Here is a 17,280-nt window from a genome sequence, read left to right on the forward strand (position 1 = left end):
TGATTAAATGGAAAACCACTGCACCCTGCGCACACAATGGCCAAGTTCAGCATGAACATGACCGCGCACTGTGCAGACCCGCTGCCCTTTCCATGGCAAGAATATCCGGCGACGCAGATCGCTCACCACGGCGCGGGCGTGTCCGTATGGCGCTATCATCTCCGGAATAAAAATGTGGTCGCCGGATTGCCAATCCTCACGGATCAGCTCCCGCTCGGCGGCCAGCAAGGTGTCACGAATGGATAAAGAGACAAACGCCCAGTTGCAAAATGCAACCGGGCGTCCGCATGAGTCTTCATAATAGCAGAACTGGTTCAATTCAAATGCTGGCAATATACGTTGCTGCCACTCGGCGACGGAATAACGCCGGTGCAGGGAGGAGTGCTGACTGAGCAGCATGACACCTCCCAACATATGTTGTTTTTGTTGCCAGTTAGGTTCCGTTGGTTGCAATACCAAGTGCATTGACTCCCCACACCGGAAACTTATTTCTTCTTGCGCGGCGCAGCCTGTGCAGTGGCGGCAGGAGCGGTTTCCTGTGCGTCGGCGGGGGCGACCGGGATCAGGCCTGCGGCGATCAGCTTGTCGAACTCGGCCGCCATGCGCGGATCTTCAAGCATGTTTTTTATCATTGAAACCATATACATAAAGCCAGCTGCCGGCATGTGCACCGTCTGTTTCAGCGCCAGCTCATTGTCGCTTTCTGCCATCACGCCCTGCGCCATCTTGAGCGGATCCTGGCCGACGAAATAGAGGGAGAAAATCCCCTTGTTGTAGTTGACGCTGGATACTGTCTGTACAAACTGCTCTGTCATATAAATTCCATTATCAATAAATATAAGGTAAAACAAAAAACAAAAATCCCACCAAAGATAAATCAACATGGTGCTAACATTTCATTTTTCGCTATATTTACCATATTTGAAAATATTATTTGATTCAATTAAACAATGATTCAAAAATAGAGTGATTACGTCAAAATAAATATCAACAAACTCATTAAGGTTAATAATGAGGCCACACTTGAGATTACCTTTGGATATATTGACTCAGTGAATTTATTATTAATTTTGTCAGCGCACATAATATTTGACAGATAATTACCGGCTCGTTAGTATGCGCGCCCTGCCTGTAACAGGTCACCTTGCCCCATATAAACAGGAGGGGTTTAAACGCGGCAACGGGGTATATTATGACTGCGCATGACGAGTCTGTTTTGGCATGCTTGAAGATTATTACCGGATTATTGGGCTGTCCCCCTAAAGATATAGATATCACGCCAGACGAACCCTTTGATATTATTGTCGATAGGCTGCAGCAGCAGACCGACAGCCAGATCCGCCAACGTCACATTGCTCCCCGCAAACTCGCCAAACAGACGCTCCCCCTGGTCCTACTCAGTGACAACGGCAACCCCTGCGTCCTGGCCCAGCGTCAGGGGGAGCAGGCCCTGATCCTGGACCCCGCCGTCGGCAACCCGCAGGTCATCGACCAGCAGGAACTGCTGGCTCGCTGGAACGGACGAGTCTATCAAGTACGCAGACAACAGAGCCGCTTTGACATCCGCTGGTTCATCCCGGCCTTCCTGCAGCAAAAACGGCTGCTGGGGGAGATATTGCTCTTTTCGCTGGTCTTGCAGCTCCTGGCTCTCATCTCCCCGCTCTTTTTTCAGGTCGTCATGGACAAGGTGCTGGTGCATCAGGCCTGGTCGACGCTCGATGTGCTGGTGTTCGGGCTGCTGATCACCGCCCTGGTGGAGGTCTGTCTGCTCGGATTGCGGGAGTACCAGTACGCCCACACCGCCAACCGGATCGACATCCAGCTCGGCCTGCGCATGGTGCAGCACCTGTTTGCCCTGCCCCTGCTCTATTTCAAGAGCCGCCAGGTGGGGGCCATCGTGACCCGGGTGCAGGAGCTCAATACCATCCGCGAGTTCCTGACCGGCACCATGTTCACCCTGACGGTGGACGTGCTGTTCATGTTCGTCTTCCTGGCGGTCATGGCCAGCCTCTCCGGCATGCTGACCCTGGTGATCCTGCTCTCCATCCCCGCCTATGTACTGATCGCTTGGTGGATCACGCCGCGCATGCAGCAGGCGGTCGAACAGCAGTTCGGCCACGCCGCCGCCAACACCGCCTTCTTGAACGAGACGGTCGCCGGCGCCGAGACCCTCAAGAGCCTGGCGCTGGAACCGCGCTTCGTGCGGCGCTGGGATGAGCAGACCAGCCAGATGGTGACCGCCGGTTACCGGGTTCAGCAGCTCAACAATACCTCCCAGCACGGCGTCATGTGGCTGCAAAAACTGGTGAGCGCCGGCTTGCTCTGGCTCGGCGCGAGCGAGGTGATCAGCCTGCAGCTCACCATCGGCCAGCTCATCGCCTTCAACATGATGGCCGGCCACGTGGCCCAGCCCCTGTCACGGCTGGTCGAGCTATGGGGCCAGTTCATCCAGACCCGGATCGCGGTGGACAAATTGGGTGACATGCTCAACCTGCCCCCCGAGCACCAGCGTGACGGCGCGGGTCAGGTGAGTGCTGGTGCCATTCGACTGGAGCGGGTGCGCTTTCGCTATCAACCGGACGCCCCCCTCATCATCGATGATCTCTCCCTGACCATAGCGGCCGGCGAAACGCTCGGGGTGGTCGGCGGCTCAGGCTCGGGCAAGAGCACCCTGGCCAGACTGCTGCTGCGCCTCTACCAACCCGAACAGGGCGAGATCTTCATCGACGGCCAATCCATCCGCCAGCTCCCCCTCCACCACCTGCGCCAGCAGATGGGCGTGGTGCTGCAGGAGAACCACCTGTTCAACAAATCGGTACGGGACAACATCGCCCAGTCGATGCCCCATGCCAGCCTGGACCAGATCATCCGGGCCGCCACCCTGGCCGGGGCCCACGACTTCATTCTGCGGCTGCCCCTTGGTTACGACACCGTGCTGGCGGAGGGGGGCAGCTCGCTCTCCGGCGGCCAGCGCCAGCGCATCGCCATCGCCCGCACCCTGCTGGCCGACCCCAGGATCCTCATCTTCGACGAGGCCACCAGTGCCCTCGACGATGAGTCCCAGGCGCTGATCCAGCGCAACATGCGCCAGATCGCCTGTGGCCGTACCGTCATCACCATCGCTCACCGACTCTCCACCGTGCGCCAGTGCGACCGCATCATCGTTCTGCAGCGCGGCAAGATCGTCGAGCAGGGCGACCACGCCAGCCTGCTGGCGCGAGGAGAGCACTACGCCCGGCTGTGGCGACTGCAGCAGGACTTGCACGAGGAGACCCCATGAATCTGCGTACCTGGCTGGCCCGCTTGCGCCAACCCCGTCCACCCCGGCAGGCGGATACCCACTACGGCTTTCTGCCGGCCCACCTGGCGCTGGCCGAGACGCCCCCCTCTCCTTTTGCCCGCATCACGGCGCTGACCCTCAGCGCCGGCGTGCTGCTGACCCTGCTGTGGGCCTGCTGGGGCGAGCTCGACATCCAGGCCACCGCCAGCGGCCGCCTGCTGGTGCTTGGCCGCAGCCAGATGATCCAGTCCTACGAGCAGGCCAGGGTGGTGAGCATCCACGTGGAAGACGGTCAGGTGGTTGCCGCCGATGCGCCGCTGCTGACCCTCAATACTCTCGGGGTCAGTCAGGATCTGAGCCGCTTGCGCCAGCAGCAGGCGTTCCAGTACCAGACGTTGATCCGCTACCAGTCGCTCTACCGTGATCAGGCCCCCGACCAGCATCCGGACTATGTCAGGCTCACGCCGGAGCAGCAGCTGGCGCTGGTGGAGAACTACCAGAGCGAGCTGCACGAATTTCACAGCACTCTCGGCAACCTGCAGGCCGAGCTCGGGGTCAACCAGGCCAACCAGGCCGCCAGACGGGGCGACATGGCGTCTCTCACCACCCTGCTGGCCAACATCCGTCCCCGCCTGCAGGCCCGTCAGACCCTGAGCCAGTCCCATGCCATCTCCCGGGTGGAGTATCTGGAGCAGGAAAAAGAGCTGCTGGAAACCCAGCGCCAACTCGCCCAGCAGCGGGCCGAGCTCGAGGTGCTGCAATCCCAGCAGCAGAGCCTGCAGGAGCGGCTGGCCGGCTTCAAGGCACAAAAGCAGCGGGAGTGGATCGAGAAACGCCAGCAGGCCAAGCTGCAGCTGACCGCCATCGAGCAGGAGCTCGCCAAACTGCGCGAACGGGAACATCTGGAGGTGATCCGCGCCCCCGTGGCCGGCACGGTGCAGCAGCTGGCCATTCACACCCAGGGCGCCGTGGTGCAGCCGGCCCAGCAGTTGCTGGTGATCGTGCCCAACGAAGGGGTGCAGCTCGCCGAGGTGAAGATCCTCAACAAGGACATCGGCTTCGTGCACGAGGGGCAGGCGGTGAGCATCAAGGTGGATGCCTTCCCCTACACCCGCTACGGCACCATAGATGGCGAGCTGGTGAGCGTGTCGCGCGACGCCACCGCCGATGAGCAGCTGGGGCTGGTCTTTGCCGCCAGGGTCAAGCTGAGCCGGGGCGAGATGCTGATCGACCAGCAGCCCGTCAAACTCACCCCCGGCATGTCGGTGGTGGCGGAGATCAAGACCGACCGGCGCCGGGTCATCGACTACCTGCTGAGCCCCATTCGCGAGTATCAGGCCGAGGCGCTGAGGGAGCGATGACAATGACACACGCTTTGCCAGCCTTGGAGGCCCCCGTGAGCGAGACAGCGCCCATCGCCAATGGCGCCCTCGCCGCCCTCACCCACGCGGCGCACCAACTGATGCTGACGGCCGATGCCGAGCAACTGGCCCACGCCCTAGGGTGCGATCTGGCACCGCCCGACCTGACGGTGCGGGAAGCCGCTGCCCACCTCGGCCTTCGCAGCGCCCTGTCGCAGGGGCCGGGCTGCCCGCTCGCGGCGCTGCCGCTGCCGGCCTTGCTCAAGCGGGATGGCCGCTGGTACACCATCACCGCCATCACGCCAGAGGGCTGGCTGCTGTTTGATCCCGCCAGCGGCAGCAGCGGGCTGCAGCCGCTACCGAGCCAGGCCGAGGCGGCGCAGTGGCACTTTTTGTTGCTGGCCCAGCAGGATCTCACCCAAGCCGAGGTCAAATTCGGGCTGAGCTGGTTCAGCCCGGCGGTGCTGCGCCAGCAAAAACAGCTGCGGGACGTCTTCTGTTTCGCCATCTTGCTGCAGCTCATCGCCCTCGCCAGCCCGCTGCTGTTCGAGAACATCATCGACAAGGTGCTGGTGGGGCGCAGCCTCGGCAGCCTGCACGTGCTGGCCCTGGCCATGGTGGCACTGGCCTGCGCCGAGCCGCTCTACGGCTTTCTGCGCGGCCAGGTGTTCGGTCACCTGGCCAACCAGGTCAATGCCGAGCTCTCCGGCAAGCTCTATCGCCACCTGGTCGGCCTGCCCATCGGCTATTTCAAGGCCCGCCAGACCGGTCAGATCATCGCCCGGGTCAAGGAGATGGCCCAGATCCGCCAGTTCCTCACCGGCTCGACCCTGATGCTGGTGCTGGATCTGCTGTTCATCCTGCTGTTCGTCGGGGTCATGTTTCACTACGCCCCGCGCCTGACCGCCTGCGTGCTCGGCTCGCTGCTGATCTACTTCCTGCTCTGGCTGCTGATAGGGCCGCTGGTGCGCAGAAAGGTCGAGGCGGAGTATCAGGCGGATGCCGATGCCACCAGCTTTCTCACCGAGGCGGTCACCGGCATCGAAACCATAAAGACCACGGCCACCGAGCGCCGCTTCTACCAGGAGTGGAAGCACCTGCTGGCACGCCAGCTCAGACGGGGCTTTCAGGCCAAAAAGGTGGGGTTGGCGGCCGGTCAGGGCATCGATCTGGTGCAAAAAATCACCGCCGCCCTGCTGCTCTGGCTCGGGGTCGGCGAGGTACTGAACGGTCGCATGAGCCCGGGGGAGCTGGTCGCCTTCAACATGCTGGCCGGCCACGTCACCCAGCCGGTGCTGCGCCTGGCCCAGGTGTGGCAGGATTTTCAGCACACCCTGATTGCCCTGCGCCGGGTCGGCGACATCCTCGACGAGACGCCGGAGCATGGCAACAGCGGGCTCGCCTCCGTGCCCGTCCTCCAGGGTGCCATCGAGTTTCGCCACATCCGCTTTCGTTACCAGCCGGATGCCCCCGAGGTGCTGGCCAACCTCTCCCTCACCATTGAGCCGGGGCAGTTCATCGGCATCACGGGTCCGTCCGGCTGCGGCAAGAGCACCCTGACCCGTTTGCTGCAGCGGCTCTATGTGCCTCAGCACGGCCAGGTACTGGTGGACAACATGGATCTCGCCATCGCCGACCCCGTCTCCCTGCGCCGCAACATGAGCGTGGTGCTGCAGGAGAGCGTGCTGTTCTCCGGCACCATCGCCGACAACATCCGCATCTGCCGCCCCGATGCCAGCCAGGCCGAGCTAGAGCAGGCGGCGCAGCTGGCCGGTGCCCTCGCCTTCATTCGCGAGCTGCCCCATGGCTTCGAGCAACAGGTGGGAGAGAAGGGTGCCCGCTTGTCGGGTGGGCAGCGCCAGCGCATCGCCCTGGCCCGCGCCCTGCTGGTCAACCCCAGGATCCTGCTGCTCGACGAGGCCACCTCGGCCCTCGACTATGAGTCGGAAGCGGCCATCATGGCCAACATGGCGGCCATCCGCCGCAACCGCACCCTCATCAGCATCGCCCATCGCCTCAATACCCTGCGCGAGGCGGACCGCATCCTGGTGATGGAGGCAGGGCAGATAGTGGAGTCGGGCAGCCATGATGAACTGCTGGCCCGCGAGGGGCTCTATGCCAGGCTGTGGCGTCAACAGACCGGTGCTGAGGCGAGTCAGACCCAAGCTCACACAGGCTAGGGAGTGGCTAATGATGGGGTGGTGAGTAATGGCGGGCTGATTCAGTCCCGATACAGCCAGGGCTGTTAGGATCCGGATTGACTCTCCCCGTCATAAGCCCTCTAATTGACAGCCTGGATCCCCATGATCGCGCACCTTATGAAAATATTGTTGGTCGAAGACGACAAGCTGCTCAATCACCATCTCAGCACCCTGCTGACCGAAGCCCAGAATCAGGTACACAGCACCGACAGCGCCCAGGTGGCACTGCATTACGCCGCCGACTATCCCATCGACGTGGCCATCATCGATCTGGGCCTGCCGGACATGGATGGCCTGCAACTCATCCGCCAGCTGCGCGAGCAGCAGATCCCCTTTCCCATCATCGTATTGACCGCCCGCGGCAACTGGCAGGACAAGGTGGAGGGACTGGAAGCCGGGGCGGACGATTACCTGGTCAAGCCGTTCCAGAAGGACGAGCTGCTGGCCCGCCTCAACGCCCTGGTGCGCCGCAGCGCCGGCTTCATCTCCCCCAGGGTCAAGGCCGGCGACTACGAGCTGGATCTATCTCGCAAGGAGCTGACCATCGCCGGCACCCCGGTGGTGCTCACCAGCTTTGAATACCTGATCCTCGAATACCTGATGCGCAACGCCCGCCAGGTGGTCTCCAAGCAGCAGCTGCTGGACCAGCTCTACGGCGACGGTGAGGGGGACCCCAACACCATCGAGGTCATGGTGAGCCGGCTGCGCAAGAAGCTGGATCCGGAGGGGACCATCCAGCCCATCTCCACCATCCGCCGCCAGGGTTACATCTTCAACCTGTCGTGCAACTGATGGACGTTCGTCTGCTGCGCCCCATGCGCTTCATCCGCCGCTCGCTGCACATCAAGCTGATGCTGAGCGCCATGCTGGTCATCGCGCTCATCATGGCCTTCTCGGTCTACATCCTCTACCTGGGTCACACCGAGGAGCAGGCCCAGAAGGCCAGCACCCGTATGCAGGAGAACCTCTCCAAGCTGTTCTCCTCCAAGCTGCCGGACGCCCATGCCACCACGGATCTGGGCCGGATCACCCCGGATGCCGTCGACCCCAATCTGGATACCCTGATCTGCCGGGCCGACGGCCAGCTGAGCTGGTCCAGCATGCACATGCCGGAGGTGATCCAGGCCAGGGACACCATCTGCCAGGATCTGATGAAGTATCTGGGCGGGCTGGATCAGGACTACTTCTTCAAGCGTCACACCATCAAGAACGGCGAGAGCTACTTCATTTACAGCCTGCGCTTTTTGCGCAATCACGGCGATGGCCCCACCACCTATTATGTGGTGATGGTCGATTCGGCCAAGCGCTACCTGGCCCAGACCCGCGATTACCTCTACCAGTGCATCCGCCAGGCCCTGCTCGCCTACTCCCTGCTCGGCGCCCTGCTGCTGCTCACCAGCTTCTGGAGCCTGGGCTCCCTGCGCACCATGGCACGCCAGATGGACGAGATCCGGGCCGGCAAGCGGGAAGCCCTCTCCAACGACTATGAGCGGGAGCTGACGCCGCTGACCGAGTCGGTCAACCAGCTGCTGGAGAACGAACGCCAGCAGACCCAGCGCTACCAGCACGCCCTCAACGATCTGGCCCACAGCCTGAAAACCCGGCTGGCGCTGATCCAGATGACGGCGCAGGAGGTCAAGCTGGGGCGCGACATCCACGACAACATCAATGAGCAGATCCTGACCATGGATCAGATCATCCAGTACCAGCTGCGCCGCGCCGTCACCGGCCGCAAGCGCCTCGCCAGCAAGGGCACCGAGCCGGTGCCCCTCATCGAGAAGCTGCTGGCCAGCCTCGCCAAGGTCTATCGCCACAAGAAGCTGCAGACCCGCTTCAAGTTCGATGACGACGTCTTCTTCGCCGGCGAACAGGGAGACCTGATGGAACTGATGGGCAACCTGCTCGATAACGCCTTCAAGTTCGCCATCAGCGAGATCAAGGTAACGGTGAGCCGCCGGCTAGACCGGCTGCGGATCGAAATCGAGGACGACGGCCCCGGCATCGACCCCGGCAAGTCGCAGCAGATCTTCCAGCGCGGGGTGCGCGCCGACAGCTCCCCCGGCCAGGGCATCGGGCTGGCGGTGGTCACCGAAATCGTGCACAGCTACGGCGGCCAGATCATGGTGGATGAATCCCCGCTCGGGGGCGCCCGCTTCACCCTCGACCTGCCCTGAGCCCATCCCTGCCCATGCACTGCGCCCGCCACCCGGCAGGTGCATTGCGGCGCAGGCTCATCCTTTCGCAGAGGACGACATCCCCATCCAGCCGGCAAACCGCAGGCATAAAAAAACCGGCCGCGAGGGCCGGTGAAACAGTTCAGGCTTGTCAGGTGACAAACGCACCCAGCGGATGAAGACAAGTCCCAACTCCTTATGGAGCCCTGCCTTCTTGAGTACGTGTAGACACTCTACGCCATGGTCACTGAATCAAGGCTGAACCATGGCTGATCCGTCCCCCGGCAAGCCGCCTGCTTATAACTTGATGCCGAGCGACTGGCGCAGATAGGCGCCGGCACCGAGCAGACCCGGCCCCTCGTGGGTGATGAGGAAGACGGGGATATCCTTGAGGTAGGATTTGAAACGCCCCTTGTCTTCGAAGGCCACCCGAAAGCCCGAGCCGATGAAGAACTCCTGAAAGCGCGGCACTATGCCGCCAGCGATGTAGACGCCGCCGAAGGTGCCCATGTTGAGCGCCAGGTTGCCGGCAAAGCGGCCCATCAGCACGCAGAACAGGCTCAAGGTACGGCGGCAATCCAGGCACTCGCCCGCCAGCGCACGCTCGGTGATGTCCTTGGGTTCGAACGCCTGCGGCTCGCGGCCGTCGGATTTCACCAGCCCACGGTAGATGTTGACGAGGCCGGGACCGGAGAGCAGCCGCTCGGCCGAGACGTGGCCCAGCTCGGCGCGCATCACCTGCAGCACCGCATCCTCTTCTTCGCTGTTGGCGGCAAAGTCCACGTGGCCACCCTCGCCTGGCAGACTCAGCCACTGCTCGCCGGTGTGCACCAGGTGGGCGACGCCAAGGCCGGTGCCGGCCCCGTAGATGGCAATGGGCTTGCCGGCCACCGGCGCCGCGCCCCCCAGCTGGATGCAGTCAGCCGCGTCCAGCACCGGCACCGCCATGGAGACAGCAGTAAAATCGTTGATCACCTGCAACCGGCTCAGGCCCAGATTGGCCTGCATCTCGCTGATGGAAAACTCCCAGCTGTGGTTGGTCATGGCGACCCAGTCGCCATTGATGGGGCAGGCGATGGCGATGCAGGCTTCGCCCACCTGCACCTTGTGCTCATCCAGATAGAGGCGAACCACGGCTTCCAGACTGGGATGGGCCAGCCCGGAATAGGTCTTGGCCTGGGAAATGGTGCCGGTTGCCAGCTCGCACAGGGCCAACCGGGCATTGGTGCCGCCTACGTCGCCGACCAGCGCATGGGTATGCTGCATAAAACAACTCCTTCGTTACTGGGGTCGGGGCGGCCGTTACCGTCCCGCACTTATTATTTGGTGCCAATTCTACCCGAGCCCCTCCCCTTGCGGCGCGTTTGATGGGTGCAACTGTGCGCCTGCTCACAGTGTTGTTGCTTTGCAACATTTGTAAGCGCTTTCACGGAATGACTGGAAGTTTGTAACCAAAACAACGAAATAATTAGACATGAGTCATACTTTGCAGGGCCGAGATTAGTTTCGATAAGAGCTTGTCTTGTATAGTCATCAAGTTGATTGGAAACCTGCTTAGCCATGAATTTAGTGCAAAGACACTGAAGCTAAATTACAAAAACGCCTGGTGGTGATGATGAATACCCTTGATAAAATTACTAATAATTTGGAAAGTTTCAGTAAATCAGAGCGTAAAGTCGCCGAGGTCATCCTGGCCTCCCCGCAGACGGCCATCCACTCCAGTATCGCCACCCTCGCCAAGATGGCTGACGTCAGCGAGCCGACCGTCAACCGTTTCTGCCGCCGTCTCGATACCAAAGGCTTTCCCGATTTCAAACTGCATCTGGCCCAGAGCCTGGCCAACGGCACGCCCTATGTGAACCGCCATGTGGAGGCGGAAGACGGGCCCGATACCTATACCGCCAAGATCTTCGAATCCACCATGGCCTGCCTCGATGCCGCCAAGAACAGCCTGGACATCTCCGCCATCAATCGCTGCGTCGATATCCTGACCCAGTCCAAAAAGATCAGCTTCTTTGGCCTCGGCGCCTCCTCCGCCGTCGCCCGCGATGCCCAGAACAAGTTCTTCCGCTTCAACATCCCGGTGGTGAGCTTCGATGACATCGTCATGATGCGCATGAGCTGCATCAACAGCAGCGAAGGGGACGTGGTGGTGCTCATCTCCCACACCGGCCGCACCAAGGCGCTGGTGGAGATTGCCGCGCTGGCCCGCGAGAACGACGCCACCGTGATCGGCATGACCGCCAAGGACTCCCCGCTGGCGCGCGAGTGCAACCTGGTGCTCTCCATGGACGTGCCGGAAGACACCGACGTCTACATGCCGATGGCCTCCCGCATAGCCCAGCTCGCCCTGGTGGACGTGCTGGCGACCGGTTTTACCCTGCGCCGTGGCATGAAATTTCGCGAAAACCTGAAGAAAGTCAAAGAAGGTTTGCGCGAATCCCGCTTTGATACACCCCACTCTTCGTAAGCAGCGGGGGCCTCGGCCCTCGGCTGTCTCTGCCACCTTCCTTGGTGTAGTATTGTAATTTAGTAACAAAAGCCACCCAGATGGCTTGCAAGCGGGTGCAATGGGTCATGCGCTTGACGGGGCAGTATCTCAAGTCATATCAACTTCAAAACTGGAGTCTTTCATGCCAAGACGTACAAAGATTGTAACCACACTCGGTCCGGCCACCGATCGCGAAGGGATCCTCGAGGGGATCATCCGTGCCGGCGCCGACATGGTGCGGATGAACTTCTCCCACGGCACTGCTGAAGACCACATCCTGCGCGCCAACCAGGTGCGTGACATCGCCGCCAAGCTGGGTCGTCACGTCGCCATCATGGGCGACCTGCAGGGCCCCAAGATCCGTGTTTCCACCTTCAAGGACGGCAAGATCTATCTGGCCGTCGGCGACAAGTTCATCCTCGATGCCGCGCTCGGCAAGGGTGAAGGCTGCCAGGAGCAGGTCGGCATCGACTACAAGAGCCTGCCGGGCGACGTGATCGCCGGCGACATCCTGCTGCTGGACGACGGTCGCGTGCAGCTGAAGGTGGAGCAGGTCGAAGGCACCCGCATCCACACCACGGTCACCGTGGCCGGTCCGCTCTCCAACAACAAGGGCATCAACAAGAAGGGTGGCGGCCTCTCCGCCCCGGCCCTGACCGAGAAGGACAAGGAAGACATCAAGACCGCCGCCCGCATGAACGTGGACTACCTGGCCGTCTCCTTCCCCCGTTGCGGCGATGACCTGCGTTACGCCCGCGAGCTGGCCCGCGAAGCCGGCTCCAACGCCAAGATAGTAGCCAAGGTCGAGCGCGCCGAAACCGTCGCCACCGACGAGGCGATGGAAGACATCATCCTCGGCTCCGATGCCGTCATGGTGGCGCGTGGTGATCTGGGCGTCGAAATCGGCGATCCCGAGCTGGTCGGCGTGCAGAAGAAGCTCATTCGCCACTCCCGTCGCCTGAACCGCGTGGTCATCACCGCCACCCAGATGATGGAGTCGATGATCAACGCGCCGCTGCCGACCCGTGCCGAAGTGATGGACGTGGCCAACGCCGTGCTGGACGGTACCGATGCGGTGATGCTCTCCGCCGAGACCGCCGCCGGTCAGTTCCCCATCGAGACCGTCACCTCCATGGCCAGCGTCTGCGTCGGTGCCGAGAAGCATCCGAGCCTGAACGTCTCCAACCACCGCATGAGCTACACCTTCACCTCGGTGGAAGAGGCCGTCGCCATGTCCACCATGTATGCAGCCAACCACCTGGAAGGGGTCAAGGCGATCGTGGCGCTGACCGAATCGGGTACCACCCCGCTGCTGATGTCCCGCATCAGTTCCGGCCTGCCGATCTTCGCCATGTCACCGCACAACAAGACCCTGGCCTGGACCAACCTCTACCGCGGTGTCACCCCGGTGCTGTTCGACGGCGACGAGACCAAGCCGGTCTACGAGGTGTGCCGTGACGCGCTGGACGTGCTCAAGGCCAAGGGGCTGCTGCAAAGCGGCGACATGGTGTTGCTGACCCACGGCGACAAGATGGAAACCGTCGGCAGTACCAACACCTGCAAGGTGATGATGGTCGAGTAATCGCCCTTCACCGGCACCAAAAACGGCTCCTGCAGGAGCCGTTTTTTTATGGCGAACCCGCCGCCTCAGCCGCGAAACAGTTCGACCTTGTCGCCATCCTGCAGGCTGCCGGCGCCGCGCACCACCACCCTGTCGCCCTGCTTGAGCGCCCCGCTCACCGCCACCTGCCGGCTGTCGCCAAACAGCACAGTCACCGGCACCCGGTTTACCGTCAGCTCCTCGCCGCGCTGCTCCACCTGATAGACCACGCTCCCCTCGGTGTTGAGCACCAGGGCATCGCGCGGCAGCAGCATGGTCTGCTGCTCCGCCAGCGGCAGTGCCACCCGCACCGGCGAGCCGATGATGAAGCGGCCCGCTTCGGGCTTGAGACGCAGCTCGATGAGGCGCGACTTGGGATCGGCGCTCGCCGCCCGCTGGTAATAGACACCGTGACCGCTGAGCTGCTCCCCTTCCACCCGCAGCCGGGTCTGGGGCGCCAGCTGACCGGCCCAGACGATGGGGGCCTGCAGCCGGATGTCGGGCTGATCGGGGTTGACCAGCTCCAGTGCCTGCTCGCCGGCATCCACGTGCTCCCCCGGCTGGATGAAGTGGTTGTTCACCACCCCGTCGAACGGCGCGAAGATGTGGCTTCTGCGCAGCTGCTCCTCAATCTGGCGCACCTGTACCCGCGCCAGCCGCTCGGCCAGTTCAGCCTGCTCCACATCGTAGCGCGCCTTGTCATACTGGCTCTGGGAGGTGCTCTTCTGACGGTGCAGCGTCGCCAGCCGGCCAAACTCGGCGCGGGCGAAGCGCACATTGCTCTCCCACTTGGCCTGCTCGGCCTGGGCCTGCTCCAGCGAGAGCCGCAGCGCCGCACTGTCGAGGCGCAGCAGCTCATCCCCCGCCCTGACCCGGCTGCCGAACTCGGCGATCCACTCCACCCGGCCGCTCACCTCGGCGCTGAGCGCCGCCTGCTGGCGGCTCGCCACCGTGCCGCTGACCCAGATGCTGGCCGCCGCCTCCCCCCGGATCACGTCCGCCAGGGTCACCATCTTGCCCTGGGCCAGCACGGGGAATACGCCCCCCGCCAGCAGCGCCGCGCCCACTACCATCCTTGTAAAACCGTGTGTCATCGATGAGCTCCTTGCTCAGGCCCGCTGGCGCAGGGCGAGCGGTGATTCGACCCGCTCTCCCAGTCGCAGGAAGGCGGGCAACAGGATCAGGGTAAACAGGGTGCTGCAGCTCATGCCGCCGACGATGACGGTGGCCAGCCCCCGGTAGATTTCACTGCCCTCGCTCGGGCTCAGCATCAACGGCAGCATGCCGAAGATGCTGGTGAGGCTGGTCATGGCGATGGGCCGCATCCGGCTTTGCAGGGCATCGGCCACCGCCAGCTGGCGGCTCATCCCCTCCCGCTCCGCGGTGCGGGTCTGATGCACCAGCAGGATGGCGTTGTTGACCACCAACCCCAGCAAAATGACGAAGCCGATGATGGTCAGCAGATCCATCGGCAGCGGCACCAGCAGGCCGCTCAGGTGCAGCGCCAGCACGCCGCCGACGGTGGCAAGCGGCAGGGTCAGCAGCACCAGCACGGCATCCTTGAGGGAGGCAAACACCCCCCACAACAGGATCAGCAGGATCATCACCGCAAACAGGAAGATGGCCCCCAGGTTGCCCAGCGCCTGCTGCAGGCTGTCGGCATTGCCGGAGACCCGCAGCTCACCGCCGGCGGGCAGCAGTGGCCGGATGGCGGCAAAGCTCTTGCTCTGCAGGGTATCGAGCACCTGCTCCATGCTCATCCCCGCCGGGGGCGAGATCTGCAGGCTGATGCTGCGCCGGCCGTCGGCCCGAAAGATGCTGGCCGGCCCCATGTCGTGCTCCACCCGCAGCAGCTCGCCGAGCGGCACGATGCGCCCGGACGGGGTCGCCAGCGGCACCGCCTTGAGCTCGTCCGGGTTGGCCGAGGTCTGTCCCATCAGCATGATGTCGAGTCGCTCCTCCCCGTCGAAATACTCGCCGACCCGCAACCCGTCGCCGAAGGTCTGGATGATGGCGGGCATGGGGGTACGATCCCAGCCCACCTCGGCCAGGCGCCTGTCCTGCGGCACCAGCCGCAGTTCGGGGGCGGTGAAATCGAGATCCGGTTGCGGCCTCACTTGGGCGCCCGGCAGATCCTGTTTGACGATGGCCATGGCGGCCCGTGCCGCCTGGTAGAGCTCGGCCAGATCGCCCCCCTGCAGCAGCAGGGAGATGCCGTTCTCGCTGTCAAAGCCGCCGAACAGCGACCCCTGGCCGCCAAACACCTGGGTGTCGGGGATCCCCACCAGCAGCTGCTTCATCAACAGCTGCTCCAGCACCTTGATCTGATCCTCCTTTTTCGGCCGCACCCCGATCTGGGCGCCGCCCGGGTAGCGCAGGATGTAGTAGTTCTTGAGGGCCGGCTCCCGCTCCCCCTTCATGTAGGGGGCGAGACGGGCGATCAGGGTGTCAATCACCTCCTCGCGCTGGGCCTGCAGGTTGAAGCCCGGGGTGAAGTTCATCCAGACATCCACCGCATCGCGCTTCACATCCGGCAGATAGTCCATCTTCGGCAACAGGGCCCAGGTGGCCAGTGCCGGCAGGCTCATCATCAGGGTGATGACGGTCCAGCGCTGGCGGGAGGTGCCGGTCCAGCGGATCACCCGTCGGGTGGTGCCCTGCCACAGCCCCTCATAGGGATCGAGCAGCCGCTCACGCCCCATCCAGCGCGCCGCCACCGCCGGCAGCACGGTCACCGCCACCAGCATGGAGACGCTCACTGCGCAGGCGATGGTCAGCGCCAGATCGGCAAACAGCTGACCCTCCACGTCGTTGAGCAGCAGCACCGGCAGGAAGATGGCGACCGTGGTCAGGGTGGAGGCCACCAGCGCGGTCCACACCCGGCTGGTGCCCTCCAGCGCCGCCTCCGCCTTGCCGAGATCCCCTCGCTCGTGGCGCCGGTAGATGCTCTCCAGCACCACGATGGCGGCATCAAGCACCATGCCCACCGCAAAGGCGATCCCCGCCAGCGAGATGACGTTGAGGGTCCGCCCCAGCACCTTGAGCAGGCAGAAGGTGAGCATGATGCTGATGGGAATGGCGATCGCGATCATCAGGGTCGCCTTGAGCTGGCGCAGAAAGACCCAGAGGATGGCACAGGAGAGCAGCACGCCGAGCCCCAGGTTGGCGGTCACCATGCCCACCGCCCGGTTGATGTAGAGGGAGGCGTCGAACGACTGCTCCATGTGCAGGCCGACCGGCTCCAGCACCTCGCGGTTGAGCTCGCCCACCTTGAGCTTGATGGCCTCCAGCGCCGCCAGGGCGTTGGCACCGCTCTCCTTGAAGATCTGGGCCGCGATGGCGGTGTTGCCGTTCTGGATGCGCAGCACTGGGTTCTCCTCCCGGGCCAACCTGATTTCCGCTACATCCCGCAGATATATGGGCAGGCCGTCGCGCCAGTCCACCACCTTGTCCCCCAGGGTCGCCACGTCGTAGCGGCCGGCAAAGCGCAGCTTGTACTCCCAGCGGCCAATGTCGAGGGTGCCGGCGGAGACGTCCCAGCCGGTGCTGGCCCGGCTGGCCAATACCGGGATCTCCACCCCCAGTTCGGCGGCGCGGTAAGGGTCGAAACGGATCTGGATCTGGCGCTCGTTGATCCCCTCGATGTCGACCGTCGACACCCCGGGGATCCGCTCCAGCTCCGGCTTGACCCGCGCCTCGATTAGCGCCTGATGATCGTCGATCTGCCCCTTGGCACCGGGCAACTGCTGGATGAAGAAGAAGGTGAGAGTGTCGTTGCTGCTGTAGTTGTTGACGTAGGGGCCGCCAATCTTGTCCGGCAGGCCGGAGACCCGGTTCAGACGGGAGATGACGTCGAGCTGGGCCCGCTGCATGTCGGTGCCGAGGGCAAACTCCAGGTCGATTTCGGTAAAACCTGGGAAGCTGTTGCTGGTGAGGTTCTTGAGCCCCTGCACCCCCTGCATCTCCTGCTCGATGGGGTCGGTTATCTCCGACTCCATCTCCTGGGGCGAGGCCGAGCGCCAGTCCACCGAGATGTTGAGGTGCGGGCGATCGATGTCGGGAAACAGCTGGATCGGCAGCCCCCGGATGCTGAGCAGGCCCAGCAGAAAAATCAGCACGATCGAGACCGCCACCCAGATGGGGCGTTCGATCGCCGTTTTGGCGAGATTCATT

12 protein-coding genes are annotated in these 17,280 nt (G+C 63.1%); 7 read left to right on the forward strand and 5 right to left on the reverse strand.

The genetic code is table 11. From position 1 onward, the window contains the following. Nucleotides 1-3: 3 nt before the first annotated feature. Entirely contained in the window at nucleotides 4-399 is a 396-nt protein-coding gene (locus PG900_RS07430; RefSeq protein WP_270831191.1) for a protein-lysine palmitoyltransferase, read from the reverse strand. Nucleotides 400-485: 86 nt separating this feature from the next. Next, nucleotides 486-884, reverse strand: a complete 399-nt coding sequence (gene rtxH / locus PG900_RS07435) for a protein RtxH (protein WP_080697672.1) — start codon at nucleotides 882-884, stop codon at nucleotides 486-488. A gap of 332 nt (nucleotides 885-1,216) precedes the next feature. On the opposite strand from rtxH, the gene PG900_RS07440 reads away from it, so the two are divergent. The 5 genes from PG900_RS07440 (at nucleotide 1,217) to PG900_RS07460 (ending at nucleotide 9,016) form a co-directional block, all read left to right on the forward strand. Continuing rightward, nucleotides 1,217-3,280: a peptidase domain-containing ABC transporter gene (locus PG900_RS07440; protein WP_270831194.1), complete on the forward strand. Its 2,064-nt coding sequence runs from the start codon at nucleotides 1,217-1,219 to the stop codon at nucleotides 3,278-3,280. Beyond that, entirely contained in the window at nucleotides 3,277-4,641 is a 1,365-nt protein-coding gene (locus PG900_RS07445) for an HlyD family type I secretion periplasmic adaptor subunit (RefSeq protein ID WP_043160093.1), read from the forward strand. Before PG900_RS07440 ends, PG900_RS07445 begins: the two co-directional genes overlap by 4 nt. A gap of 35 nt (nucleotides 4,642-4,676) precedes the next feature. Continuing rightward, nucleotides 4,677-6,821 (forward strand): type I secretion system permease/ATPase, encoded by a 2,145-nt coding sequence (locus PG900_RS07450; RefSeq protein ID WP_270799265.1) that lies wholly within the window; start codon nucleotides 4,677-4,679, stop codon nucleotides 6,819-6,821. 138 nt (nucleotides 6,822-6,959) lie between these two features. Next, on the forward strand, nucleotides 6,960-7,634 hold the full coding sequence (locus PG900_RS07455) for a response regulator (protein ID WP_016350040.1): 675 nt from the start codon (nucleotides 6,960-6,962) through the stop codon (nucleotides 7,632-7,634). After that, complete coding sequence (locus tag PG900_RS07460) at nucleotides 7,634-9,016, forward strand: ATP-binding protein (protein ID WP_016350039.1); 1,383 nt, start codon at nucleotides 7,634-7,636, stop codon at nucleotides 9,014-9,016. Before PG900_RS07455 ends, PG900_RS07460 begins: the two co-directional genes overlap by 1 nt. A gap of 297 nt (nucleotides 9,017-9,313) precedes the next feature. Here PG900_RS07460 and glk read toward each other — a convergent pair whose 3' ends face one another. Beyond that, complete coding sequence (gene glk, locus PG900_RS07465) at nucleotides 9,314-10,282, reverse strand: glucokinase (protein WP_011705258.1); 969 nt, start codon at nucleotides 10,280-10,282, stop codon at nucleotides 9,314-9,316. A gap of 349 nt (nucleotides 10,283-10,631) precedes the next feature. Between glk and PG900_RS07470 the strand changes: the two genes are divergently transcribed. Both PG900_RS07470 and pyk read left to right on the forward strand, forming a co-directional pair. Further along, nucleotides 10,632-11,486, forward strand: a complete 855-nt coding sequence (locus PG900_RS07470; protein ID WP_005298732.1) for a MurR/RpiR family transcriptional regulator — start codon at nucleotides 10,632-10,634, stop codon at nucleotides 11,484-11,486. A 163-nt stretch (nucleotides 11,487-11,649) separates the two neighbouring features. Then, nucleotides 11,650-13,089 carry a pyruvate kinase gene (gene pyk / locus PG900_RS07475; protein ID WP_011705256.1) on the forward strand — a complete coding sequence of 480 codons (1,440 nt, stop codon included), beginning with the start codon at nucleotides 11,650-11,652 and terminating at the stop codon, nucleotides 13,087-13,089. A gap of 65 nt (nucleotides 13,090-13,154) precedes the next feature. Here pyk and PG900_RS07480 read toward each other — a convergent pair whose 3' ends face one another. Beyond that, nucleotides 13,155-14,201, reverse strand: coding sequence for an efflux RND transporter periplasmic adaptor subunit (locus tag PG900_RS07480; RefSeq protein ID WP_270799267.1), 1,047 nt, complete (start codon nucleotides 14,199-14,201; stop codon nucleotides 13,155-13,157). A gap of 15 nt (nucleotides 14,202-14,216) precedes the next feature. Further along, the gene (locus tag PG900_RS07485; protein WP_270799269.1) at nucleotides 14,217-17,279 is read right to left on the reverse strand and encodes an efflux RND transporter permease subunit; all 3,063 of its coding nucleotides are present in this window, start codon (nucleotides 17,277-17,279) and stop codon (nucleotides 14,217-14,219) included. Nucleotide 17,280 lies beyond the last annotated feature (1 nt).

It is taken from the genome of Aeromonas sp. QDB03 (assembly GCF_027707985.1).
In the GTDB taxonomy this organism is placed as follows: Bacteria; Pseudomonadota; Gammaproteobacteria; order Enterobacterales; family Aeromonadaceae; genus Aeromonas; species Aeromonas hydrophila.

Coding starts and splice junctions, on each gene's coding strand:
- PG900_RS07485 (WP_270799269.1), bottom strand. CDS start 17,279: ATGAATCTCGCCAAAACGGCGATCGAACGCCCCATCTGGGTGGCGGTC.
- PG900_RS07470 (WP_005298732.1), top strand. CDS start 10,632: ATGAATACCCTTGATAAAATTACTAATAATTTGGAAAGTTTCAGTAAA.
- glk (WP_011705258.1), bottom strand. CDS start 10,282: ATGCAGCATACCCATGCGCTGGTCGGCGACGTAGGCGGCACCAATGCC.
- PG900_RS07480 (WP_270799267.1), bottom strand. CDS start 14,201: ATGACACACGGTTTTACAAGGATGGTAGTGGGCGCGGCGCTGCTGGCG.
- PG900_RS07460 (WP_016350039.1), top strand. CDS start 7,634: ATGGACGTTCGTCTGCTGCGCCCCATGCGCTTCATCCGCCGCTCGCTG.
- PG900_RS07445 (WP_043160093.1), top strand. CDS start 3,277: ATGAATCTGCGTACCTGGCTGGCCCGCTTGCGCCAACCCCGTCCACCC.
- rtxH (WP_080697672.1), bottom strand. CDS start 884: ATGTTGATTTATCTTTGGTGGGATTTTTGTTTTTTGTTTTACCTTATA.
- pyk (WP_011705256.1), top strand. CDS start 11,650: ATGCCAAGACGTACAAAGATTGTAACCACACTCGGTCCGGCCACCGAT.
- PG900_RS07430 (WP_270831191.1), bottom strand. CDS start 399: ATGCTGCTCAGTCAGCACTCCTCCCTGCACCGGCGTTATTCCGTCGCC.
- PG900_RS07455 (WP_016350040.1), top strand. CDS start 6,960: ATGAAAATATTGTTGGTCGAAGACGACAAGCTGCTCAATCACCATCTC.